This is a genomic window from [Clostridium] ammoniilyticum (genome assembly GCF_025566905.1).
Taxonomy (GTDB): domain Bacteria; phylum Bacillota_I; class Bacilli_A; order Erysipelotrichales; family Coprobacillaceae; genus Faecalibacillus; species Faecalibacillus intestinalis.
This window is the reverse complement of the sequence record NZ_JAOQJR010000003.1, coordinates 115,563-139,209: the sequence shown is the minus strand read 5'-3', so window position 1 is coordinate 139,209 and position 23,647 is coordinate 115,563. Positions and strand designations below refer to the sequence as shown.

General features: G+C 28.8%; 23 protein-coding genes. 19 read left to right on the top strand and 4 right to left on the bottom strand.

Annotation, left to right across the window (positions count from 1 at the left end; translation table 11 throughout):
• Window positions 1–21 precede the first annotated feature (21 nt).
• The 7 genes from OCV55_RS04250 to OCV55_RS04220 all read left to right on the top strand — a co-directional run bounded on the left by OCV55_RS04250 (window position 22) and on the right by OCV55_RS04220 (window position 7,881).
• The gene (locus tag OCV55_RS04250) at window positions 22–1,311 is read left to right on the top strand and encodes a PTS sugar transporter subunit IIC (RefSeq protein WP_119363098.1); all 1,290 of its coding nucleotides are present in this window, start codon (window positions 22–24) and stop codon (window positions 1,309–1,311) included.
• Window positions 1,304–2,671 (top strand): glycoside hydrolase family 1 protein, encoded by a 1,368-nt coding sequence (locus tag OCV55_RS04245; RefSeq protein ID WP_267309814.1) that lies wholly within the window; start codon window positions 1,304–1,306, stop codon window positions 2,669–2,671. The genes OCV55_RS04250 and OCV55_RS04245 overlap by 8 nt, the downstream gene beginning before the upstream one ends.
• On the top strand, window positions 2,668–4,356 hold the full coding sequence (locus OCV55_RS04240) for a glycoside hydrolase family 3 protein (protein ID WP_147579905.1): 1,689 nt from the start codon (window positions 2,668–2,670) through the stop codon (window positions 4,354–4,356). Before OCV55_RS04245 ends, OCV55_RS04240 begins: the two co-directional genes overlap by 4 nt.
• Window positions 4,353–4,991 (top strand): beta-phosphoglucomutase, encoded by a 639-nt coding sequence (gene pgmB / locus OCV55_RS04235; protein ID WP_147579904.1) that lies wholly within the window; start codon window positions 4,353–4,355, stop codon window positions 4,989–4,991. Before OCV55_RS04240 ends, pgmB begins: the two co-directional genes overlap by 4 nt.
• Before the next feature lie 182 nt (window positions 4,992–5,173).
• Window positions 5,174–5,650: a heme-binding protein gene (locus tag OCV55_RS04230; RefSeq protein WP_147579903.1), complete on the top strand. Its 477-nt coding sequence runs from the start codon at window positions 5,174–5,176 to the stop codon at window positions 5,648–5,650.
• 87 nt (window positions 5,651–5,737) lie between these two features.
• Entirely contained in the window at window positions 5,738–6,235 is a 498-nt protein-coding gene (locus tag OCV55_RS04225) for an oxidoreductase (RefSeq protein ID WP_394802854.1), read from the top strand.
• 173 nt (window positions 6,236–6,408) lie between these two features.
• A complete protein-coding gene (locus OCV55_RS04220; protein WP_147579902.1) occupies window positions 6,409–7,881 on the top strand; it encodes a family 1 glycosylhydrolase in 1,473 nt (490 codons plus the stop codon).
• A gap of 25 nt (window positions 7,882–7,906) precedes the next feature.
• Here OCV55_RS04220 and OCV55_RS04215 read toward each other — a convergent pair whose 3' ends face one another.
• Window positions 7,907–8,788 (bottom strand): LysR family transcriptional regulator, encoded by an 882-nt coding sequence (locus OCV55_RS04215; protein WP_147579901.1) that lies wholly within the window; start codon window positions 8,786–8,788, stop codon window positions 7,907–7,909.
• A 107-nt stretch (window positions 8,789–8,895) separates the two neighbouring features.
• On the opposite strand from OCV55_RS04215, the gene OCV55_RS04210 reads away from it, so the two are divergent.
• Window positions 8,896–10,167, top strand: coding sequence for an L-cysteine desulfidase family protein (locus OCV55_RS04210; protein WP_147579900.1), 1,272 nt, complete (start codon window positions 8,896–8,898; stop codon window positions 10,165–10,167).
• A 16-nt stretch (window positions 10,168–10,183) separates the two neighbouring features.
• On the opposite strand, the gene OCV55_RS04205 is transcribed toward OCV55_RS04210, so the two are convergent.
• Window positions 10,184–10,450, bottom strand: a complete 267-nt coding sequence (locus OCV55_RS04205) for a ThiF family adenylyltransferase (protein ID WP_217498438.1) — start codon at window positions 10,448–10,450, stop codon at window positions 10,184–10,186.
• 168 nt (window positions 10,451–10,618) lie between these two features.
• Here OCV55_RS04205 and OCV55_RS04200 point away from each other — a divergent pair, with 168 nt between their 5' ends.
• On the top strand, window positions 10,619–12,508 hold the full coding sequence (locus OCV55_RS04200; protein WP_032091496.1) for a sensor domain-containing diguanylate cyclase: 1,890 nt from the start codon (window positions 10,619–10,621) through the stop codon (window positions 12,506–12,508).
• Window positions 12,509–12,525: 17 nt separating this feature from the next.
• On the opposite strand, the gene OCV55_RS04195 is transcribed toward OCV55_RS04200, so the two are convergent.
• On the bottom strand, window positions 12,526–13,281 hold the full coding sequence (locus tag OCV55_RS04195) for a tRNA threonylcarbamoyladenosine dehydratase (protein ID WP_147579899.1): 756 nt from the start codon (window positions 13,279–13,281) through the stop codon (window positions 12,526–12,528).
• Window positions 13,282–13,481: 200 nt separating this feature from the next.
• On the opposite strand from OCV55_RS04195, the gene OCV55_RS04190 reads away from it, so the two are divergent.
• The 3 genes from OCV55_RS04190 to OCV55_RS04180 all read left to right on the top strand — a co-directional run bounded on the left by OCV55_RS04190 (window position 13,482) and on the right by OCV55_RS04180 (window position 15,702).
• Window positions 13,482–13,949 carry a DUF2798 domain-containing protein gene (locus OCV55_RS04190; protein ID WP_147579898.1) on the top strand — a complete coding sequence of 156 codons (468 nt, stop codon included), beginning with the start codon at window positions 13,482–13,484 and terminating at the stop codon, window positions 13,947–13,949.
• Window positions 13,950–14,015: 66 nt separating this feature from the next.
• Window positions 14,016–14,816 carry an MBL fold metallo-hydrolase gene (locus OCV55_RS04185; RefSeq protein ID WP_032091493.1) on the top strand — a complete coding sequence of 267 codons (801 nt, stop codon included), beginning with the start codon at window positions 14,016–14,018 and terminating at the stop codon, window positions 14,814–14,816.
• Between the two features lie 13 nt (window positions 14,817–14,829).
• The gene (locus tag OCV55_RS04180) at window positions 14,830–15,702 is read left to right on the top strand and encodes a MurR/RpiR family transcriptional regulator (RefSeq protein ID WP_147579897.1); all 873 of its coding nucleotides are present in this window, start codon (window positions 14,830–14,832) and stop codon (window positions 15,700–15,702) included.
• A gap of 11 nt (window positions 15,703–15,713) precedes the next feature.
• Here OCV55_RS04180 and OCV55_RS04175 read toward each other — a convergent pair whose 3' ends face one another.
• On the bottom strand, window positions 15,714–16,070 hold the full coding sequence (locus OCV55_RS04175) for a hypothetical protein (RefSeq protein WP_147579896.1): 357 nt from the start codon (window positions 16,068–16,070) through the stop codon (window positions 15,714–15,716).
• A 182-nt stretch (window positions 16,071–16,252) separates the two neighbouring features.
• Here OCV55_RS04175 and OCV55_RS04170 point away from each other — a divergent pair, with 182 nt between their 5' ends.
• The 7 genes from OCV55_RS04170 to OCV55_RS04140 all read left to right on the top strand — a co-directional run bounded on the left by OCV55_RS04170 (window position 16,253) and on the right by OCV55_RS04140 (window position 23,565).
• On the top strand, window positions 16,253–17,056 hold the full coding sequence (locus OCV55_RS04170; protein WP_032091490.1) for a metal-dependent transcriptional regulator: 804 nt from the start codon (window positions 16,253–16,255) through the stop codon (window positions 17,054–17,056).
• Window positions 17,057–17,192: 136 nt separating this feature from the next.
• Window positions 17,193–17,555: a YbaN family protein gene (locus OCV55_RS04165; protein ID WP_032091489.1), complete on the top strand. Its 363-nt coding sequence runs from the start codon at window positions 17,193–17,195 to the stop codon at window positions 17,553–17,555.
• Window positions 17,548–17,871 (top strand): nitrous oxide-stimulated promoter family protein, encoded by a 324-nt coding sequence (locus tag OCV55_RS04160; protein WP_032091488.1) that lies wholly within the window; start codon window positions 17,548–17,550, stop codon window positions 17,869–17,871. The genes OCV55_RS04165 and OCV55_RS04160 overlap by 8 nt, the downstream gene beginning before the upstream one ends.
• Entirely contained in the window at window positions 17,864–19,567 is a 1,704-nt protein-coding gene (locus OCV55_RS04155; RefSeq protein ID WP_267309813.1) for an ABC transporter ATP-binding protein/permease, read from the top strand. The genes OCV55_RS04160 and OCV55_RS04155 overlap by 8 nt, the downstream gene beginning before the upstream one ends.
• Entirely contained in the window at window positions 19,557–21,170 is a 1,614-nt protein-coding gene (locus OCV55_RS04150) for an amino acid ABC transporter ATP-binding/permease protein (protein ID WP_147579894.1), read from the top strand. The genes OCV55_RS04155 and OCV55_RS04150 overlap by 11 nt, the downstream gene beginning before the upstream one ends.
• Before the next feature lie 71 nt (window positions 21,171–21,241).
• Window positions 21,242–21,469, top strand: coding sequence for a DUF6110 family protein (locus OCV55_RS04145; protein ID WP_022002136.1), 228 nt, complete (start codon window positions 21,242–21,244; stop codon window positions 21,467–21,469).
• Entirely contained in the window at window positions 21,469–23,565 is a 2,097-nt protein-coding gene (locus tag OCV55_RS04140) for a heavy metal translocating P-type ATPase (protein WP_267309812.1), read from the top strand. The genes OCV55_RS04145 and OCV55_RS04140 overlap by 1 nt, the downstream gene beginning before the upstream one ends.
• The last annotated feature ends 82 nt before the right edge of the window (window positions 23,566–23,647 follow it).

Sequence of the window (23,647 nt, the reverse complement as noted above, 5' to 3'; positions counted from 1 at the left end):
ATACATACAAGGAGAAGGAAAATGGAAAAATTAATATCAATTATTGAAAAGACACTTGTTCCAGTAGCTAATAAGCTATCTCAAAATAAATATTTGAGTGCGATTAGTGGTGGATGTATGTCTACATTAGGAATTATTATGGTAGGTGCCGTTTTTACAATTTTAACAAATATATCATGGCAACCTTATACAGATTTATTAGCTTCAACAGGATTAGATCAATTATTTACAGGAGTGCAAAATGTAACAACAAATTTATTAGCTGTTTATATGGCGTTTGCTGTTGGTTATAGAGGAGCAACTGTTTTTGAAAATAAAAAATATACTTTAACTTCAGGATTTTTATCTTTATTTGCATATATGTTACTTGTACCTTTAGATACAACAACATTAGCTGACTCAGGAATTAGTTTCTTTAATATTTCTTATTTAGGAACAAAAGGAGTTTTTGTGGCATTACTTGCAGGGCTTATTGTATCTAGATTGTTAGCGTTAATCACTGAAAAAAACATTGTTATTAAATTACCAGATTCTGTACCTGAAATGGTAAGTGAATCTTTATCATCATTATTAGCAGGAGTTATTATTACGATTGTTTTCTTAATTTTTAGAGCTTTATTTGCAGTGACACCTTATGGAAATGCAACAGATTGTATCTATACAATTATTCAAACACCATTACAATCATTAACTGGTAACTTGCCTGCATTCATCATTATTATTTTAATTGCACAATTATTATGGTTTTTTGGAATTCATGGTTCAATGACAGTATTACCAATTTTATTCCCAATTTGGTTAAGTTATATTGGTGATAATACAGCAGCAATGGCTGCAGGAAAAACAATTCCACATGTTTTAAATATTGGATTATGGGATTTAGCTAATTTAGGTGGATCAGGTGCAACAATTGGACTCGTTATTTTAATGTTCTTTAAAGCAAAAAGTAATCAATACAAATCATTTGGTAAATTAACATTGCCTTGTGGTATCTTTAGTGTTAATGAACCAGTTATCTTTGGTTTACCAGTTATTTTAAATCCAATTATGCTTATTCCATTTATTATTTGTCCTATTGTTTTAGTTTGCTTAGGATATGCTTTAATTCAATTTGGAATTGTAACAGCACCAATAGGAATTTTAGGTTTAGGATCAATGCCACCACTTATTTCTGGAATCATGCAAGGAAGTTTATCTTGGGGAATTTATCAATTAGTAGCTGTTGTTATTTCAATTATTATTTATTATCCATTCTTTAAAACAATTGACAATCAAGCATTAGCAAAGGAAAAAGGTGAACAAGGTGAATAACTTTTTATGGGGTGCTTCTACAAGTGGATTTCAAGTAGAAGGTGGTTATAACTTAGATGGAAAAGGATTATCAACAACAGATGTTCGACAAGTAAAAGAAGGTATTGCAGATTGCAAAGTAGCAAGTGACCATTATCATCATTTTAAAGAAGATATTCTTTTGATGAAAGAATTAGGTTTAAAAGCTTATCGCTTTTCATTCTGTTGGGCAAGAATTATGCCAGATGGGCATCATGTTAATCAAAAAGGATTGGATTTTTATGATCAAATTATTCATTTATGTTTAGAAAATCACATAGAACCTATTCCAACTCTCTATCATTTTGAAATGCCACAAGCATTAGTAGATGAATTTGGTGGTTGGAAAAACAGAAGATGCATTGATGCTTTTGTTGAATATGCGAGAATATGCTTTACAAAATGGAAAGGTATTGTTAATTATTGGGTAACGATTAATGAACAACTTATTGCTATGGCAGCAAGTGATTTAAATGGTAATCATGAAAGTGATAAAGTATTACAAACAAAAAATATGTATCAAATGTCTTATCATGCTTCTTTGGCAGAAAAAAAAGCTATGAAATTATTAAAAGAAATTGATCCAAAAGCTAAGATTGGTGTTGTTAATGCTGTACAAAATGTATATCCCTATAGTTCTTCACCAGAAGATGTTTTAGCAGCAATGGATGCGGAAGAACTTATGATGTATATGCTTTTAGATATGTCTGTAAAAGGAGAATATTCGTTTAGAGTTAAAAATATTTTAAAAAAAATGAATTGTTCTCCTGTTAAAGAAGATGGCGATGATGAGATTTTACATGCTGTTCAACCTGATTTTATAGGAATCAATTATTATTCATCTATTTGTGTAAAGGAAAATAAAACAGCAACTGTCAATTATCAATTACCACCATTTTTTAGAAGCTCTATGTTTGAAGTATGTCCAAATGAACATTTAAAGAAAACAAAATGGATGGCAAATGGTATAGATCCACTAGGAATAAGAAGTATTATTTATAAAATTTATAACCGATATTCTTTACCGATAATTATTACAGAAAATGGAATGGCTTATAGTGATGTATTAGAAAATAATCAAATACACGATGATTATCGAATTGACTATTTAAAATCTCATATTAAAGAAGTATTAATTGCGAAAGAAGAAGGGTATCCAATTTTTGGATACTGTCCATGGTCATTTATTGATGTGGTAAGTTCACATCAAGGATTTTCTAAAAGGTATGGTTTAGTGTATGTCAATAGAACAGATGAAGATGTAATGGATTGTAAACGTATTAAAAAGAATTCATTTTATTGGTATCAAAAGGTTATTGAAAGTAATGGTGAAAAATTATGATAGATTTAAAAAGTAAACCTTTTTATCTTAACGATCAACAAATTAGAAAAGTACAAAGTATTTTAGATTCTATGACACTTGATGAAAAAATAGGACAAGTATTTTGTCCTATTGGATCATCTTTTGAAGAAAAAGAAATTGTAGAATTTATTGAAAAATATAAACCAGGAGCGATGATGTATCGACCTCTGGAATCAACAAAAATTAAACAGATTCATGAAACAATTCAAAACTATAGTAAAATACCTTTAATGTTAGCTGCTAATTTGGAAAGTGGTGGAAATGGTATTTGCATAGATGGTACTTATTTTTCTAGACAAATGGGTGTTGCTGCGACGAATGATTTAAAACAAGCATATCATTTAGGCATGATTGCAGGAAAGGAAGCAAATGCGGTTTTATGTAATTGGTCGTTTGCTCCTATTGTAGATATTGACTTTAACTATTTAAATCCGATTACAAATATTAGAACTTATGGTTCTGATAAAGAAAAAGTAATTGCTTATGCTAAACAACAAATCAATGCCTTGAGAGAATATAGTGTTATCCCTTGTATCAAACACTTTCCTGGAGATGGTGTTGATATGCGTGATCAACATTTAGTAAGTAGTGTTAATGATTTAACGGTAAAGCAATGGGATGAAAGCTATGGAAATATTTATTCATCGTTTATTGATGAAGGAGTAGAAACTATTATGGTCGGTCATATGTTATTACCTCATTATGTTAAATATTTTAATCCGACAATTAAGGATGAAGATATTTTACCAGCAAGTTTATCAAAAGAAGTTTTAACGAATCTATTAAGAGAAAAACTTTCTTTTAATGGATTAATTGTAACGGATGCAACGGCGATGATTGGGTATAATGTTGCTTTACCTCGAAGTCAAGCAATTCCTTTAAGTATTGAAAATGGATGTGATATGATTCTTTTTAATAAAGATATCGATGAAGATTATACATTTATGAAAAAAGGTTTAGAAAATGGTCTCTTGTCATTGGAGAGATTAAATGAAGCAGTTCTTAGAATTTTGGCAACAAAGATGGCAAATGGTGTATTTGAAAATAAAAAACCATTAAATGAGATTGATGTAGTTGGTTGTAAAGAACATCAAGAACTTGCTTATCAATGTGCAAGCAAAGCAATTACTTTAGTTAAAAATAAGCAAGATATTTTACCGATAACACCTCAAAAGTATAAAAATATTCGCTTGTATCATTTAACAGATACCTCAAAGGGTGGTTTTAAAGAATCTGGAAGTCAAAAGAAAATAGAAGATTATTTAAATGATCTAGGATTTAATGTAGATGTTTATGATGAAAATCAACTTGATTTCCATGAAATTTTTGAAACAGGTGTTTCATATTTAAAAGATAAATATGATTTAGTTATTTATGTTGCTGATTTTGATACAGCAAGTAATTATACAGTAAGACGTGTTGAGTGGATTAAATTAATGGCTGCCAATGCTCCTTGGTTTGTACAAGATATACCAACGCTCTTTATTTCGCTTGCCAATCCATATCATTTATTAGATGTTCCAATGATTAAAACATATATCAATGGTTATAGTCATAATGATGTAGTTATTCAATCATTAGTTAATAAACTGGTAGGTAAAGAAAAGTTTGTAGGTGTGAGTCCAGTTGATGCATTTTGTGGAAAGTGGGATACCAAAAGATGATAGATACAATTATATTTGATTTAGATGGCGTGATTTGTTCAACAGATCATTATCATTACTTGGCTTGGAAGAAACTTAGTGATGAACTTCATATTTCATTTGATGAAAAAGATAATGAAAAATTAAGAGGAGTTTCACGTATGGAAAGCTTAGATATTATTTTAGAAAAAAGCAGTCAAACTTATTCTCAAGTAGAAAAAGAAGAATTTGCGAATAAAAAGAATACTTTATATCAACAATATCTTAAACAAATGACACCTAGTGATCTTTCTGTTGAAGTTAAAGAAACACTTGATCAATTAAGAAATAAAGGATATAGATTAGCAATCGGTTCATCAAGTAAAAATACGAAACTTATTTTAAAACAACTTGGTTTAGAAAATTATTTTGATGCTATTTGTGATGGAACAATGATACAATACTCTAAACCACATCCAGAAGTATTTATGAAAGCTGCTGATTTATTAGGAAAAAATTATAAGAACTGTTTAGTTGTGGAAGATGCTCTTGCGGGATGTATCGCAGCAAAGAGTGCTTCAATGCATGTTGCAGCTATTTCCAGTGCTTATGGAAGTCCTTATGCAGACTATCATTTAAATACTTTTAAGGATTTATTAGAAATAAATAATAAATAATAGATTTTCCAAAGATTCCTAGTCCAAAATACCTCCATAAATAGTTTAGGAAATTTTTGGGAAATATTAAGGATATGATGCTGATCATATTCTTTTTTGTTTTACTTATGAATTTGATATGTAATTGAAATTGTCTTTTTTATGATTCCTTTTAAAATAGAAATCAAAGGAATAAAAGAGATATGAAAGATTACTATCACTATTTTGTAAATAAGGGAAATCATCTAAATAAAAATAATATATTAAAACAAGAAGAATATCGCTTTAAAACATTTAATCAAAATACTGCACTTCAAATTATTCAACAAATCATAGAGGCTGCTAAAGCGTATGATAAACCTTTTGCATCAAGAATTGTTTATAGAGATAAAATCATTGCTGAATACAGTGAACTAGAAAATACGTCGTGGTTAAATCGAAAAGAAAAAGTTTGTTATGAAACGAAACATTCTTCGTATTATATCTTCTTAGATAATATGCAATTTCATCTTTACGATTATATGATTGATGATGAAAGTTATGGGATCTATGGAGGAAGTTTTCCTCTTTATGAAAATGATGAATTTGTTGGAACAATTACTTTTACGGGATTAAGACCACAGGAAGATCATGGAGTAATTATTCAAGTGTTAGAAAAGGTATTTCAAGAAAGAAATTGAAATATCTTTTTTTGTAACATATATAATGCTTTTTATATTTATCTCTTATTTTTAATTTGTTAGAATTAACTGATGGATAATGATGATATGAATCAATATAAAAAATTATTTGAACCAATCACTATTAGAAATATGACATTAGATAATCGATTAGTCATGGCACCAATGGGAACAAACTTTGGTGAACAAAATGGAGAGATGAGTTTTTTACATATGAATTATTATGAAAGACGTGCTAAAGGAGGCTATGGTCTTTTAATTGTAGAAAATGCTTGTGTGAAATATCCAGAAGGAAGTAATGGAACAACACAATTACGTATAGATGCCGATAATTATATACCTCGTCTTTATAAACTATGTGAAACCATTCATCAATATGGTACGAAAATAGCTATTCAATTAAACCATGCAGGAGCAAGTGCTATGGAAAGTCGTATTGGAATACAACCTGTTTCTGCGAGTGCAACTCCTAATAAAGCAGGAGGAGCGATTTCTCGTGCTTTAACAGTAGAAGAAATTTATAGTATTGCAGATGATTATGCAACAGCTGCTAAAAGACACAAACCATTGGTTTTGATGCAATAGAAATTCATGCGGGACATTCTTATTTGATTTCTTAATTTTTATCACCCCTTACCTTTGTTTTTGTTATAACGAATTCTATTTCTTTTGAAAAATGAGTTTTCATTTTATGAAAAAATGAAACCGAATACAATAAAATGAATATAATAAGTAAAGAACAAATAGGAGGAATTCAAATGGGATTTAAAGAAGGATTTTTTTGGGGTGGCGCAACAGCTGCTAACCAATATGAAGGTGGATATTTAAGTGGTGGTAAAGGTCTTGCTATTCAAGATGTCATCACTGGTGGAGATGGAAGAAATAATATTCCTAGACGTATGGCTTTAAAGCTTGCTGATGGATCAACAAAATTTATTGATCGTCGTGGAACTGAAGTACCTGATGGTGCTGTACCATATGTGGATGAAGATACATATTATCCAAGCCATGTGGCAACTGATTTCTATCATCATTATAAAGAAGATATTGCATTATTTGCAGAAATGGGATTTAAATCATTCCGTATGTCTATTAACTGGACAAGAATTTTCCCAAATGGGGATGAAAAAGAACCTAATGAAGAAGGTTTAAAATTCTATGATGATGTTTTTGATGAAATGTTAAAATATGGTATTGAACCACAAGTAACAATTGTACATTTTGATTTACCACTTCATTTAGCAACAGAATATGATGGTTGGTATAATAGAAAAACAATTGATTTCTATATGAATTATGTAGAAACAATTTTCAATCGTTATAAAAATAAAGTTAAATATTGGTTAACATTTAATGAAATCAATTTCTGTAAAGATTACACAAACTTAGGAATTACAGAAGCTTTATCTAGACCAGATAAAGTTGCACAAGCTGTTCATCATATGCTTGTTGCTGCAGCAAAAACAGTAATTCGTGGTCATGAAATCAATCCAGAATTTCAAATTGGGATGATGATCAATTATTCAGAAATTTATCCAGAAGATTGTAATCCAGAAAATATGTGGAAACGTATTACTGAAAAAAGATTACGTACATTCTATACAGATGTTCAAAATAAAGGATTCTATCCAGAATGGAAACTTATTGAATATAAAAATGCTGGTATTGAATTAAAAATGGAAGATGGAGATTTAGAAACATTAAAAGCTGGTACAGTAGATTATATTGGATTTTCTTACTATTCAACAAGTGTTGCTACTGTAAACGTAGATGCTAAAAGAACAGCTTCTAACTTAGAAAGTGCTGTTAAAAACCCTTATTTAAAAGCAAATGATTGGGGATGGCAAATTGATCCAGTTGGTCTTCGTATTGTATTAAATGAATTATGGGATCGTTATCATAAACCATTATGGATCGTAGAAAATGGTTTAGGAGCTATCGATACAGTGGAAGAAGATGGTTCAATTCATGATCCTTATCGTATTGATTATATGAGACAACATATCATTGAAATGAAAAAAGCAGTTGATGAAGATGGTGTTGATTTAATGGGATATATGCCTTGGGGATGTATTGATGTGGTTTCAGCAGGAACTGGTGAAATGAGAAAACGTTACGGATTTATCTATGTAGATATGGATGATGATGGAAATGGTGATTTGCACCGTGCACGTAAAGATTCTTTCTACTGGTATCAAAAAGTATGTCAGTCTAACGGAGAAGAATTATAAAAGAATTGCAAAATGCAATTCTTTTTTAATATTTTTCTTTTATTAATTGAAAGAATGATTTCATTTCATGAGAAAGCCATTTGTTTTTATGGCAGAGAAGTTGACGATAGACATCAATTTGGTAATCAGGAATATTAATTTGAATGATTGTTTTATTTTTTAAATCATTTTCTAAAATATATTTTGGTAAAAAACTGATATATTGATCAAGTTTCAATAGTTCTAAAAGTAAATCTGTATTTTTAGATTGGATAAAAGGCTTGATTTCTAAATTGTCTTCATGAAGCTTTTCTTCGAGAAGGCGACGATAACTGGCATTTTTTTCTGTTAAAATAATGGGATAAGTTAGGATATCTTGAATTGTTGGCTGTTTGATTTTACAGATTGGGTGATGACATGATGCTACAAAAGTAACTTCTTCTTTAGATTGATATATTTTTAGCCAATCTGTATCTAAAAGTTGTTTATCAACTAAGTATGCAAAATCAATATCGTTATTTTTAAGCATTTTTAAAAGTCCTTCAATTGTATCTGTTGTAATCGAAACAGATACATGAGGGTGGTATTGATGATATTTACAAATAAGCTGAGGAACTATGGAAGAACATAATGAATCAATAGTTCCAATTGTAAGATGACCATTAAGTTCTAATGAAGGATTAATGGCTTCTTTCGCACATGAAATATCATCAAGTATCTTCAAACAGTGCTGATAAAATGTTTTACCATGATTTGTAAGAGTAACCTTTTTACCTAAACGATCAAACAATTGTACACCAAGTTCTCTTTCAAGATTTTTGATATGAACGGTGATAGATCCTTGACAATAATCTAACTTTTTAGAAGCTTTTGAAAAACTACCTTGTTGAACAATTGTTGTAAATGAAATAAGTTCTTGTATTTCCATAAGAGTCTCCTATTAAAAAAATTAAACATATCTATTAAAATCATTTAATTTACTTGATAACACATTCATATTAAACTAGAGTTATCAATTAATCAAGGAGTATTTATATGAAAAAGACAGAACAAAAATATCAAACATATGTTCAAATATTAAAAGAAGAATTGATTCCTGCTATGGGATGTACAGAACCGATTTCATTAGCGTATGGAGCAAGTCTTGCTAGAAAAGTGTTAAATCATCTACCTACAAAAATTGTTGTAGAAGCAAGTGGGAGTATTATAAAAAATGTAAAGAGTGTCATTGTTCCTCATACACATCATTTAAAAGGAATTAAAGCAGCTGTTTGTGCTGGAATCATAGGAGGCAATGATGATAAATATTTAGAAGTATTAAGTCAAATTGATGAAAAAACAAAGAAAGAAATTGATCAATATATAGAAAAAGTAGATTTTGAAGAACATTTTTTGGATAGTTCAAAAGTATTTGATTACATAATAACGGTTTGGAATAAAAAAGAGTATGTAAAAGTGAGAATAAGTGATTCTCATATGCATGTCGTTTGTATAGAAAAAAATGGAAAAATACTTCAAAAAGAGAAAAGTATTATAAAAAAGGAAAAAGCAGATCGCTCATTATTAGATATAAAAGATATTTATAACTTTATAACGACTGTCGATTTGATCGATATTCAAGAAATTTTAGAAAGACAACTAGATTATAATTATGCGATAGCTTGTGCAGGTTTAAATGATAATTATGGAGCTAATATTGGAAAAGTTCTTTTAAAATCTTTTGGCAATGATGTAAAAAATAAAGCGAAGGCTTATGCTGCAGCTGGTAGTGATGCGAGAATGAATGGTTGCGAATTGCCGGTTGTTATTAATTCGGGGAGTGGCAATCAAGGTATGACATGTTCTTTGCCTGTTATTATCTATGCTCAAGAATTAAAGGTTTCAAAAGAAAAAATGTTTAGAGCGTTAGCTCTATCTAACCTTGTGGCGATTCATGAAAAAAGTGGTATTGGAACTTTATCAGCTTACTGTGGGGCAGTAAGTGCCGCTACTGGAGCTGGTGCAGGAATTGCTTATTTATACGATGAAGATTATCAAGCTGTCATTCATACAATTGTTAATACACTTGCCAATGTTTCGGGGATAGTTTGTGATGGAGCCAAAGCTTCTTGTGCAGCAAAAATTGCTTCTAGTGTTGATGCGGCTATTTTAGGTTATCATATGTACAAAAATGGACAGGAATTTAAATCTGGAGATGGACTAGTGATGGAAAATGTTGAAGCAACAATTCAAAGTGTTGGACGATTAGGTAGAGAAGGAATGAGGGAAACGAATAAAGAAATTATAAAGATGATGATTCATGAATAATAATCAAAATGGAGTATTAATTTAACAATACTCCATCTTTCATTACATCAGTTTTATATTTTCCAACAGTATCATAAGTAGCAATAATTTGACGATTTGGATTAGTTAAACAGATTTTATCATCGTCAATTAGATCAAATGAGCCAATTCTGCTTCTTACTAAAGCTTCGCCAACATATCCGCCAACACCACCTAAACCAAAGATAGAAACTCGACTATTTTTTAATTTATCCATGGCTTCTTTTCCATATAATAATTGTGTTCTTGAAAATTGATTTAACATACTTCCTCCTTAAGATTCATTCTATGGGGATCAAAAAGTATGTAAGTCTAATGGAAAAGAATTATAAAGAGAGTTGCAAAAGCAAATCTCTTTTTTGTTTATAGAGTTGATTTTGTAAAAAAGAATGAGTTGTGCTATACTTTTTAATAGTTAAAGGAAGTCATGAATATGCAAAGTTTAAAGGAATTGATTCAAAAGGAAAGTAAAAAAATCACATTACTTATTATCTTTTTTTTAATGATTATTGTTACTTTTTTTAACTGTATAACAGCTAAAAAAGAAGCAAATTATACAGCACAAACGACTTTTTATCATATTGAACAAATTTTAAATGAAAATCAAAAAGATTTAAATAAACAAAAGAAAGAATATCGACAAACCTGTATTGATAATGCTCAAGCTGTTGCATATAGTCTTCAAGAAAATCCAGATGCTCTATATAATATTGATGAATTAAAGAAAATAGCACAGTATGTTGAAGTTGATGAAATTCATATTTTTAATAAGCAAGGTGTTATTATTTCTGGGACACATCCTGAATATTATGGTTATTCATTTGATTCAGGTAAACAACTAAGCTTTTTTAAACCATTACTTTCTAATCAAAATTTACAACTGACTCAAAAAATTATGGAAAATACTGCTTCTCATATAAAAATGCAATATTCTGCTTTATGGAGTGAGAATAAAGAATTTATTGTACAAGTAGGTATGAATCATGAAAATGCCTCTAAAGCAACTAAAAAGAATCAATTATCTTATTTATTTAAATTATTTAGAGTAAATAATGAAGCACAATATTATGCAATCAATTCTAAAAATCATAAGATTGTTGGTACAACACATCATCATATAGGAGATATAGCTTCTAGTATTGGATTGAAAGATACACAAATTAAAGAAGTAAAAAATGGTTTTTTTACTGAAATTGATGGACAATTATCCTATTGTGTTTCAAAGAAAATAAAAAATAATTATATTTATTGTATTATTCCTGTAAGAGTTCTTTTTAAGGAAGTACCTAAAAATTGTTTAGAAATGATCGTTTGTTTAATTATTATATCTATTTTATTTAGATTACTTATTATTAAGTATATTCGTGTTTATGTGATTGATAGTATAAATCAAATTAATCATCAATTATCTAAGATTTCTAAAGGTCAATTAGATGAGGAAGTATCGATTAATAATAGTTTAGAATTTCAAAAATTAAGTCATTATATTAATGAAATGAAACAAAGCTTATTAGTTAATAATAAAAAAATGGATTATATTTTAACCCAAACAAATCAACTTATTGGGTTCTATGAATATAATCAAAAATTAAATACATTGTATTTATCAGATGGGTTTAAAGAAATATTTTCTTTAAATTCACAACAATGCACACAATTTAAAGAAGATATTAATGATTTTATTGATTTTTTAAATAAAATAAATACACATCAAGTTGAAAAAGATATTTATTATCTTCCTCAAATGAAACATTATATACAAATAAATGATCGAAAAGATCAAGATAATACATTAGGCGTTATGATAGATATCACAACCTCTTATATAAAAAGAAAGAAAATAGAAATAGAAAGAGATGTCGATGAATTAACACAAATATATAATCGAAATGGTTTAAAAATAAAAATCAATAAGTTATTAGAAGATAAAAATATAGCTCAATATGCTTTGATATTTATAGATTTAGATGGCTTAAAACAAATAAATGATGTCTATGGACATTATTGTGGAGATCTTTATTTAAAACAAATGACAAATGTTTTAAAAACTATTTCGGGAGAAAAATGTTTGGTAGGACGCTTGGGTGGAGATGAATTTATTGCTTTTTTCCATCATTATGATTCAATGGAAAAATTAAATAATGATATTAATCAATTAAATGAAATAAGAGATCAAATCGTTTTATTAGCAGATGATCATAGTGTAAATTTAGCATTTTCATATGGTGTTTGTTATGGAACAGAAAGTACTGATTTACAAAGAATGATCGAGATTGCAGATTATAAGATGTATGAAAATAAACGTAAAAGAAAAGGAAGATAGATTAAGTATCTTCCATTTTAAATAGTTGTTAAATCTTTAACAACTTCACTTGCAATAATTAATCCTACAGTGGAAGGAACAAAGGCGTTACTTTCAGGAATATCTCTTCTAATTGTACATTTACGTTTTGTTCCTGGTGGGCATATACAATGTGTTCGGCAACTGATGGATAAATCATCAATTGGGCGAATTGGTTTTTCTTCAGAATAAACAACTTTTAATTTTTTAACATGTCTTTTTTTGAGCTCTCTACGCATGACTTTTGCTAGAGGACATACTTTTGTTTTATAAATATCTGTGATTTTAAATTGGGTAGGATCAACTTTATTTCCAGCTCCCATACTTGAAATAATGGGAATATTGTGTTCTTGAGCTTTTAAAACAAGTTCGATTTTTGCAGAAACTGTATCAACTGCATCTATAATATAATCATAATCTTCAAGTGCAAAATCAGTAGCATTTTCTGGTAAAAAGAAACATTGATGTGTTTGAATGTTGACTTTTGGGTTGATTTTTAACATTCTTTCTTTCATGACATCTGTTTTATATTGACCAACTGTATCAAATGTAGCGATGATTTGACGATTGAGATTTGTTAGACAAATTTTATCATCATCTATTAAATCAAAAGAGCCAATTCCACTTCTTACAAGCGCCTCGCCTACATAACCGCCGATACCACCTAGACCAAAAATGGCTACATGGCTATTTTGAAGTTTCTTCATAGCTTCTTTTCCATATAATAATTGTGCTCTTGAAAATTGGTTTAATATAGGTTCTTCTTAATCATAGTAAAACACTATGAAATATAGTAATCATTTATAGGATGAAGTCAATATTTTTTGTTGACTTTAAAAAAATATTTTTGTAGAATAACACTCGGCTTTAAATTAAATATTTGGTATCTATTGGAAACGCACACTCCTTGAGTGATAACGAACAACACAATTCATTATTATAAGGAGGTTTTTTTATGCCAAAAACAAAATTTCAAGAAATTATTTTTACAATTATGATGGTTTTCATGATGGTTTATTTTATGATTTGTTATAACATTGCCTTAAATGTAGGAGGTATGACAAATCAAGTATTCTTAGATGCTTTCCATGAATTAGTGATTATGGGACCCGTTGCTTTTATTTTAGATTTTTTCATTATTGGACATTTAGCTAAAAAGAAAGCATTTCAAGTTGTTGATTTAGAAAATGGTCATCCATTTCATTTAGTAATTGCGATTTCAGTGGTATCTATTATTTTAATGTGTCCATGTATGTCATTTGCAGCAACACTTTTATTTAAAAATGCAGGAAGTCAAATCATTGCTGTTTGGTTACAAACAACAGTTTTAAATTTCCCAATGGCATTTTTCTTACAATTATGTTTTGCTGGACCAATCGTAAGATTTGTCTTTGGAAAAATATTTAGAGAAAATAGGGCTTAGGCTCTATTTTTATTTTACAAAGAAAAATTCTTTCGCTAAAATAAAAGAGGATGAGGGGGGATTTACTTGAAATTAACAATGCTTGGAACAGGAAATGCACTTGTGACAAAGTGCTATAATACTTGTTTTGTCATTGAAAATGAAAATGATTATTTGATGGTTGATGCTGGTGGGGGCAATACAGTTTTAAATCAACTTGAAAAAGCAGGGATCAATTGGAAAGATGTAAAACATATTTTTGTCACACATAAACATATTGATCATTTATTAGGGATGATTTGGATGATTCGTTTGATTTGTCAAAATATGGCAGCTGGTAAATATGAAGGAGAAGCTTATATTTATGGTCATCAAGAAGTGATTGAGATGTTAGAAACGATTTCTCAAATGCTTTTACAAAGTAAGCAAACAAAATTTATTCATGACCGTTTACATCTTGTGGTTGTAAACGATGGTCAAACGAAAGAAATTATTGGTAAGAAAGTAACTTTCTTTGATATTCATTCAACGAAAGCTAAACAATTTGGTTTTATGATGGAACTTGATCAAGAAAGAAAATTAACATGTTGTGGGGATGAACCTTATAACGAAGAAAATGAAAAATATGCTTTAAAGAGTGATTATTTATTACATGAAGCTTTTTGTTTATATGATCAAGCAGATATTTTTCATCCTTATGAAAAACATCATTCAACAGTTAAAGATGCGTGTCAGCTTGCTGAAAAATTAAAAGTAAAAAATGTGGTTTTATATCACAGCGAAGATCAAAATATTGAAAATCGTAAAGAACTTTATACAAAAGAAGGAAAAGCTTATTTTAGTGGGAAGATTTATGTTCCTAATGATTTAGAAACAATAGAATTATAGAAAGGAGATTTTTATGCTCATTGTCAATCAAATAGAAAATACACATTTTTCAAAAACAGAGAAGGAAATTGTTGATTATATTATTGATCAAGGAATGAATATTGAAAAAATGTCTGCTAATGAAATAGCAAGGAATACGTTTACAAGCGCTCCTTTGCTTGTAAGAATTGCTAAGAAGTTAGGATATAGTGGTTTTAATGAATTTAAAAGTGCTTATTTAAAAGAACTTTCTTATATGTTAGAAGAAACAGATGTAGATGCTTCTATTCCTTTTTTATTAAGCGATGATTTGATGACAATTACAAAAAATCTTGCTTTATTAGAAAAAGAAACCATTCAAGATACACAGCAACTTAATCATCATGATGATCTACAAGAAGCGGTTCGCTTATTACAAAAAGCACAAGTTATTGATGTTTATGGTGTTCTCGATCATGTTTTACTAGCGAAACATTTTAAAACATTAATGATGTACATTGGTAAAGATGTTCAAGTCATTGATCAAGTAACGGGTCAAAAAAGAAGTGCCTGTCTTGCCGATGAGAGTCATTGTGCAATCATTATTTCTTATTCAGGACAAACAAGAGAAATGGTGGAAGTTGCAGAAATTTATCATAAAAGAAATATTCCATTTATTTCAATTACTTGTATGGCAGAAAATTCTATTTCAAGATTGGCGGATGTTCATTTGTATCTTTCTTCAAGAGAAATGTTACATATTAAAATAGGTGATTTTGCTTCAACAACCTCTTTAAAATATTTATTTGATATTTTATATGCAGGTGTCTTTTCGTATGATTATAAAAAGAATCTAGAAACGAAAATTGTAGTTGCTTCATATGTTGATGATCGTCAAAGTGAAGATGAATATATAAATGAAAAATAGGTCGAGTTGACCTATTTTTTTAAAGATTTATTTTTTAATTCATTGACATATTCCATTTGATGTTCAGCATTTTCATGAAGTTCTTTTTCCATTTCTTCAACAGTCGTATGTTTTACTTCTGCTGCTTCATCAGTTTTCCCATAAACCGCTTCATAAGCTTCTTTAGCGTTATGTTGTAATGCATGACGCATTTGATGTAATTCTTCTAATTTCTTTTCTTGTTCTTTGATTTCATCATCAACTGATTGATACATTTCTTCAATTGTTAATTGTTTTTTAGTGTCATCATCATGTTGGATGTCTTGACTGTCCTTAAAATATTTTTTTAAAGATTCTTTTGCTTGTTCATTAATTTCATTGATACTCATATTTTATTCCCTCTTTCTTAATACAAGTATATTATAGAATGAATGATAAAAAAGATAAAGCATTTAGATATCATTTTAAATCCCATTAACAAATTCCTAAAAATGTAAGAGCTTTAAATGTTAATATCATTAACATTGACATATTAGTTAGCTTATGCTAATTTACAATATGAGGGATTAAAATGACAACAGAAAAAATAAAAAGCTTATTATTAATGAATGAAAATAAAAAAATAACAGTCACATTACTAGCTAAAAAAATGAATGTTTCAAAAGCAACAATGTCAAGAATGATCAATACTTTTTATGAACAAGGATTAACTTTAGATAAAGGTAAATGTCAGCTTTCAAAAAAAGGACAAGAATATATTGAAAAAATTCAAGAAAAAATAAAGAATCTAACCTATTGGCTACAAGAAACAAGTCACCTAAATGAAGAAGAGGCTCGTCAAGAAGCTATCAAACTCTATACGACACTTAATGATGAAACCATTGAACGCATTTGTAGTCGTATTCATTTTAATAAAGTTTTTGATCAACTGGGAGACCTTGTAGAATTTTCAGGACATTATTTAGAACATCATTTAGAACCAGGTAAATATAATTTTTCTTTTACATTATTTCATTATAAAGATGCAAATGTTCATTCAATGGCTAATCGAGGTTTTGAGCATCCTGCCTATCTTTTAATTGAGCACCATCAAGGATTTCTTGTATTTCAACCAATTGAAATGAAAAAAGAATTATTAAAAGAAAGAATTACGATTTCTTCTAAATTAAAATCGATGAAATATCTTATTCAGAATAAGGAATGTGATTGTTTTGAAAAAAATGATTGTTTCTATATACCTATTACAGATTTAAATTTCTTTTATACAAAAGAAGAAAGATTGATGCAAACATCGCTTACGGTTAAATTAAAGGTTAATTTATTAAAAGGACATATGCCAGAAAATCTTGCCCTTTTAAAAATACTGTTTCATTGATGAAACACGAAAAAGTATTATAAAACATGAAAAAAACAGCATTTTGTTTCATTGGTGAAACAAATCAAATGCTTGTTTTTTTATTTTAAACAGATATGATGATAATAGTTAGGTATAACTAACTACAGGAGGAAACATGAAAATATTATTTATTATATTTGGAATTATATCATTTATTTTAGGAGCGATTGGTGTGGTTTTACCAATATTGCCAACGACCCCATTTTTACTTTTAAGTGCTTTTTTATTTTCAAAAAGTTCAGATAGATTTCATGAATATTTAATTCAAACAAAACTTTATCAAAAATATATCAATGAAATGGTCATTGAAAGAAAGACAACCAAAAAGAAAAGGAATCAGTCATTATTTACAGTAACACTTATTTTTTTGATTGCTGTAATGATTACACCTGTATGGATTGGAAAGATATGTTTATTGATGGTAATGAGTATTCATCATTTTATTATGTTAAAGAAAGTAGAGATTATTAATGAATAAAATAGATCAAAAAAGAGAAAATGAAAAAAGAATATTAAAGGTAATGATTGATATTTATCAAAGAAAACATCCTCAAGAAAGTAAGATGTGTGAAGATCTTTATAAGTACGCTTGTTTGCGTATTGATAAATGTCCTTTTATGGAAACTAAAACTTTTTGTAGTGGATGTAAAGTTCATTGTTATCAAAAAGAATATCGAAGCCAAGTAAAAAAAGTGATGCGCTTTTCTGGAAAATATATGCTTTTTTACCATCCACTTCTAACAATCAAACATGGATGGCTTTCACTTAAAGAAAGGAGAAGAAAAAATGTTTAATAAAAGATTATTAAAAACTTTTAAAGCGGAAATGAAAAATGTTTATGGGTTAGTTTTGATTCAATGGTTGGTTTTAGTTTGTCATATTCTACTGACATTTTTACATAGTTATGTTTTATCTTGTCTTTATCTAAAACAATCTTTTTCACTTGTTTTTTATTTATTAAGTGTGATTTGTTTATTTGCTTTAAAATGTTTTTTACAAACAACACAAAATAAACAAGCATTATCTTTAACTGAAACGATTAAAACAAAGTTAAGAAAAAGTGTTTTTGATAAGATATATCATCAAAAACAAACAACAGTTTTTAAAGAATCGACGCTTACTCAACTTACAAGTGAAGGTATTGATCAATTAGAAATTTATTTTTCTAAATATATACCACAATTCTTTTATGCCATGTTGGCACCACTTACTTTATTTATCGTTGTTGGTTTTATGTCTTTAAAAGTAGCGCTTATCTTGCTTTTATGTGTACCACTTATTCCTGTTTCTATTGTTGTTGTACAAAAAATAGCTAAAAGGTTATTAGCGAAATACTGGAATAGTTATACAGGATTAGCGGATTCTTTTTTAGAAAATTTACAAGGACTTACAACTTTAAAATATTATCAAAGTGATTTATATTATCAAGATAAAATGGATAGGGAAGCAGAAGATTTTAGAAAGAAAACCATGCGTGTTTTAATTATGCAACTGAATTCGATTAGTGTGATGGATCTAGTAGCTTATGGTGGTTTTGGTCTAGGAGTTGTTTTGGGTTTACAAGAATATTTAAATCAACATATTACTTTTATGATGTTTGTTTTTATTGTAATGATTTCTATTGAATTCTTTTTACCTTTAAGAATGTTAGGAAGTTATTTTCATATTGGACAAAATGGAAACGCGGCAGCAGATAAAATTTTTAAACTATTGGATAGCTTGGATGATATTCAAGAAAGTTATCAAGAATCGATTTCAACTTTATCTTTTGAACATGTAACTTTTGGCTATGATGAAAAAATTATTTTAAAAGATGTTTCATTTTCTTTATCCAAAGGAACATTTTTAACGATTGTAGGAGAATCGGGTTCAGGGAAAAGTACGATTGCTTCACTGCTAATGAATTTATATCCAATTCAAAAAGGTAAAATTCTTTATAATCAAGAAACAATATCAGAAACAATGACACTTTATCAAAAAATAACGTTGATCAAAGATGAAACATATATTTTAAAAGGGACAGTCTTTGATCATCTTGCAATGTCAGGATATATTGATGAAGAAAAAATGATGGCTGTTTTAAAAGAAGTAAAACTATTTGAGGTCTTTGAAAATCAAGGAGGATTAAAGTTTCAACTCAATGAAGGAGCTAAAAATCTATCAGGTGGACAAAGACAAAGATTAGCTCTTGCAAGAGCGTTATTGCGTGAAAGTGATGTTTATATTTTTGATGAAGCAACGAATAATGTTGATCGTGAAAGTGAAGAGATTATTTTAAAAATTATGAAACGTTTAGCTAAAGATAAAATTGTTATTTTTATTACACATCGCATGGCCCATTGTAAAGAAAGTCATCTTACTTTTGTAATGAAAGAGGGAAGATTGATTCAACAAGGAAGTTATGAGGAATTATTCAATCAAGCTAATTTATTTAGAGAGCTTGTGGAAAATCAAAAGAATTTAGAAAGGATTATTGAAAATGAAAGATAAGACAAAATTAATTATTTCTTTATTAAAATTAGTACGTCCTTTTTTAATGATTATGTTATTGGCAATTATTTTAGGTGTGTTAGGGCATTTAACAGCAACCTTTATTACCGTTTTTATCATTCTCACTTTTTGTAAAGTAATTTCCTTTTCACTTGCTGTTAAATTAATTATTCTTTGTGCATTTTCAAGAGGAATCTTACGATACATAGAACAAGCATGTAATCATTATATTGCCTTTAAAGTATTGGCCCATATTCGGCATTTAGTCTTTGAAAAATTAAGAGAACTGGCACCAGCTAAATTAGAAAATGAAGATAAAGGAAATATTATTGCAATGTTGACAAGTGATGTTGAACTCTTAGAAGTTTTCTTCGCTCATACTATTTCGCCAGTGATGATTGCCTTTATTTATAGTATAATTATGATTTGTTTTATAGATTCTTATCATTTTGTTTTTGGGATACTTGCTTTTGTTTGTTATGGTATCATGGGTATATTGATTCCATATATCACTTATAAAGTGAGTCAAAAAGAGGGAAGTAATTATCGTTTTTTACTTGCTAATTATAATACTTTTGTTTTGGAAACAGTCTTAGGAAAAAGAGAAATTATTCAATTTAGTCAACAAGAAACACGCTTTGAACAGATGATGGATTATCAAAATAATTTAACCCAAACACATCAAAAATTAATCAAACATCAAAGTTTTCAACAAATACTTTCTGATGGGCTGATTATTTTATCGATTGTTATTGCTATTTTATTGATCAAGAATCATGTTTCTAAAGAATTGTTGATTCCAATGATGGCTCTATCATCTTCTTTTGGACCAACGATTGCCCTAGCAAATCTCGCAAACAATTTGAATCAAGTATTTCCTTGTGCAAGACGTATTTTAAATCTATTAGATGAAGAACCATTACTTAAAGAAATTACAAATAAAAATACTACTTTAAATTTACCAATCGAAGTAAAAAATCTATCATTTCATTATCCAAATACGTCTACTGAAATTTTACATCAAATCAATTATACATTTGAATTTGGTAAAACCTATGGATTACTTGGTAAAAGTGGCTGTGGTAAATCAACTTTATTGAAATTATTGATGCGTATTTATCAAGGTGAGGGTGAGATTTTATTTGATCATGAATCCATTGAAAATATCAATAGTCACACTTTAAAAGAAAATATCAGCTATGTTGATCAAGAAACATTTTTATTTAAAGATACGTTATATCATAATATTACTTTATTAAATCCTGCTTATAGTCAAGAAGATGTAATAGAAGCTTGTAAACAAGCACAAATTCATGATTTTATTATGTCTTTACCACAAGGATATCAAACGATTTATGATGAAAATATTTCGGGTGGTCAAAAACAAAGAATTGGTCTAGCACGTGCCTTCTTAAGAAAAACACCGATTCTTTTATTAGATGAACCAACAAGTCGTATTGATAGTTTAAATGAAGCCGCATTATTAGAAAGTTTAAAACGAATAAAAGATGAAAAATTGATTATTATTGTTAGTCATCGAAAGTCATCTCTTGCTTTATGTGATGAAATTATTGAAATAGAGCAAGGAATGATAAAAAAATAGAAACGAAATAAAAAATTATTTATTTTTTTAGAAAATATCGTATAATGTAAAAAAGAATGGAGGATTTTAAGATGAAAGAATTTTTTAAAAGTAAAGAATTATGGACATTTGTAGGAGGAGCAGTTACTGCTGTTGTCACTTCAAAGTTCGCTAAAAGCAATAAAGCAAGAGAATTAGCTGTTAAAGGATTAGCTAGTGGAATGCAAGTAAAAGATAACGTAGAAGCAACTGTTACTTCTATTAAAGAAGATGCTCAAGATGTCTATGCTGAAGCAGTAGAAAAAAGTAAGGCACAATAATGATGAGTAATTTTAAAATAGTTCATGAAATCGATGGAAGATTACGTGTTCGTTTTGGACAATATGCTTTTACAAATGAACAAGCAACTATTTTAAAAAGCGATTTTTTAAAACTTGAATATGTAAGATATGTAGAAGCACATTATAAAAATGGAAGTCTTCTATTGGTTTTCGATGAAAATTATAAAAATGAAGTATTTGGTTATTTAAAAAGTTATGATTTAAGTACTTTACAAAATAGAGAAATTCCTAAAAATTGTTCTCAAAATTTACAAGTACTTGATCAAAGCTTTAAACATGAATTAATTAAAATTTTTGCTAAGAGATATGCTGTTAAGCTCTTTTTACCAAATGTTGTTGGTAAAGGAATTGCCATCTATAAAGCACTTGCTTATTTTAAAGCGGGGATTGCTTCACTTGGAAATAAACGTATTGATGTTCCAGTTTTAGATGCAACAAGTATTGGGATATCTTTATTACGCAAAGAATTTAATACAGCAAGCAATATTATGTTGATGCTTAAAATTTCTGAATTATTAGAAGATTACACACGTCAAAAAGTCACTTTACAATTAGGTGATAGCTTGATGAATAAATTTGATAAAGTTTGGATTTATAAAGATGAACAAGAACAAGAAATTGCGATGTCTGATTTAAAACAAGGACAAACTGTTATTGTTCAAACAGGAAGCATGGTTCCTATTGATGGGGAAATCATTGATGGTGAAGCCATGGTTAATGAATCAAGCTTTACAGGTGAACCATTAAGCAAACGTGTGACATTAAATGATACGGTTTATGCAGGAACGTTAATTGAAGAAGGAAAGATTTTTGTTAAAGTTAGAAACTTACAAGATGAAAGTCGTATTGCTAAAATTATTGATATGATTGATACCAATGAATCATTAAAAGCATCCATTCAATCAAAAGCAGAACATATGGCTGATGCCATTGTTCCCTATAGTTTCTTAGGATTCTTTGGTGTTTGGGCATTTACAAGAAATCTCACAAGAGCTACTGCTCTTTTATTGGTGGATTATTCTTGTGCGATTCGTTTATCAACATCAATTTCAGTGATTTCAGCAATGCAAGAAGCCTCAATGCATAATGTTTTAGTTAAAGGTGGAAAACATTTAGAAAGCATGAAGGATGCAAATGTGATTGTTTTTGATAAAACAGGAACTTTAACACATGCCAAACCTGTTGTACTAGATGTCGTTCCTTTACAAGATTATACAAGAGAAGAAGTTTTAAAAATTGCGGCTTGTCTAGAAGAACATTTCCCACATAGTGTGGCTAATGCCATCGTTCATCAAGCAGAAGTTGAAAACTTAAAACATCGTGAAGAACATGCGGAAGTAAAATATGTGATTGCTCATGGTATTTCGACAAGCTTAAATGGTGAAGATGTTATTATTGGAAGCAGTCATTTTGTCTTTGAAGATGAAGGTGTAGAAATGACACAAGAAATTAAAGATTTGATTTCTTCACTTGAAAGTAAAGGTTCAAGTTCCCTTATTTATCTAGCTATTGCTAAAAAGCTTGCAGGTATTATTAGTATTTATGATCCTTTAAAACCAGAAGCTAAAGAAGTTGTTCAAGAACTTCGTGATATTGGTTTTGATAAAGTCATTATGCTTACAGGGGATAGTCCTAACTGTGCAAAAGCAATTGCGAAACAATTAAATTTAGATGATTTTAGAGCAGGAGTTTTACCAGAAGATAAAGCAAGTTATATTGAAAGTTTAAAGAAAGAAGGAAATACCGTTGTGATGGTAGGAGATGGTATTAATGATACACCAGCCTTATCCATGGCAGATGTTTCGATTTCACTTCAAGATAGCTCAGATATTGCGCGTGAACTTGCAGATATTACACTTGTATCAAATTCATTAAATGATATCGTCGCTTTAAGAATGATTTCAGAAGGCTTATTTAAACGTATTCATAGTCAATATCGTTTGATTGTTGGTTTAAATACATCCTTTATTGTTTTAGGAGCATTAGGTTTACTTACACCACAAATGCTCGCCATGCTTCATAATGGAAGTACATTCTTAATTGCTTCAGGTTCAACACGTTCATTATTACATTAGAAACAGATATTTTCTGTTTCTTTTTCTTTTTATGAAAGTATGTTGAAGTTGTAAAAGCGCTTTATTATACTAATAGAAAAGG

Bases quoted from the DNA above. Each gene is read 5' to 3' on its own strand.
- OCV55_RS04215 (WP_147579901.1), bottom strand. From the start codon at position 8,788: ATGGAAATACAAGAACTTATTTCATTTACAACAATTGTTCAACAAGGT.
- pgmB (WP_147579904.1), top strand. From the start codon at position 4,353: ATGATAGATACAATTATATTTGATTTAGATGGCGTGATTTGTTCAACA.
- OCV55_RS04180 (WP_147579897.1), top strand. From the start codon at position 14,830: ATGCTCATTGTCAATCAAATAGAAAATACACATTTTTCAAAAACAGAG.
- OCV55_RS04240 (WP_147579905.1), top strand. From the start codon at position 2,668: ATGATAGATTTAAAAAGTAAACCTTTTTATCTTAACGATCAACAAATT.
- OCV55_RS04150 (WP_147579894.1), top strand. From the start codon at position 19,557: ATGAAAGATAAGACAAAATTAATTATTTCTTTATTAAAATTAGTACGT.
- OCV55_RS04170 (WP_032091490.1), top strand. From the start codon at position 16,253: ATGACAACAGAAAAAATAAAAAGCTTATTATTAATGAATGAAAATAAA.
- OCV55_RS04165 (WP_032091489.1), top strand. From the start codon at position 17,193: ATGAAAATATTATTTATTATATTTGGAATTATATCATTTATTTTAGGA.
- OCV55_RS04205 (WP_217498438.1), bottom strand. From the start codon at position 10,450: ATGTTAAATCAATTTTCAAGAACACAATTATTATATGGAAAAGAAGCC.
- OCV55_RS04145 (WP_022002136.1), top strand. From the start codon at position 21,242: ATGAAAGAATTTTTTAAAAGTAAAGAATTATGGACATTTGTAGGAGGA.
- OCV55_RS04225 (WP_394802854.1), top strand. From the start codon at position 5,738: ATGAATCAATATAAAAAATTATTTGAACCAATCACTATTAGAAATATG.
- OCV55_RS04200 (WP_032091496.1), top strand. From the start codon at position 10,619: ATGCAAAGTTTAAAGGAATTGATTCAAAAGGAAAGTAAAAAAATCACA.
- OCV55_RS04230 (WP_147579903.1), top strand. From the start codon at position 5,174: ATGAAAGATTACTATCACTATTTTGTAAATAAGGGAAATCATCTAAAT.
- OCV55_RS04155 (WP_267309813.1), top strand. From the start codon at position 17,864: ATGTTTAATAAAAGATTATTAAAAACTTTTAAAGCGGAAATGAAAAAT.
- OCV55_RS04160 (WP_032091488.1), top strand. From the start codon at position 17,548: ATGAATAAAATAGATCAAAAAAGAGAAAATGAAAAAAGAATATTAAAG.
- OCV55_RS04140 (WP_267309812.1), top strand. From the start codon at position 21,469: ATGATGAGTAATTTTAAAATAGTTCATGAAATCGATGGAAGATTACGT.
- OCV55_RS04175 (WP_147579896.1), bottom strand. From the start codon at position 16,070: ATGAGTATCAATGAAATTAATGAACAAGCAAAAGAATCTTTAAAAAAA.
- OCV55_RS04210 (WP_147579900.1), top strand. From the start codon at position 8,896: ATGAAAAAGACAGAACAAAAATATCAAACATATGTTCAAATATTAAAA.
- OCV55_RS04220 (WP_147579902.1), top strand. From the start codon at position 6,409: ATGGGATTTAAAGAAGGATTTTTTTGGGGTGGCGCAACAGCTGCTAAC.
- OCV55_RS04190 (WP_147579898.1), top strand. From the start codon at position 13,482: ATGCCAAAAACAAAATTTCAAGAAATTATTTTTACAATTATGATGGTT.
- OCV55_RS04250 (WP_119363098.1), top strand. From the start codon at position 22: ATGGAAAAATTAATATCAATTATTGAAAAGACACTTGTTCCAGTAGCT.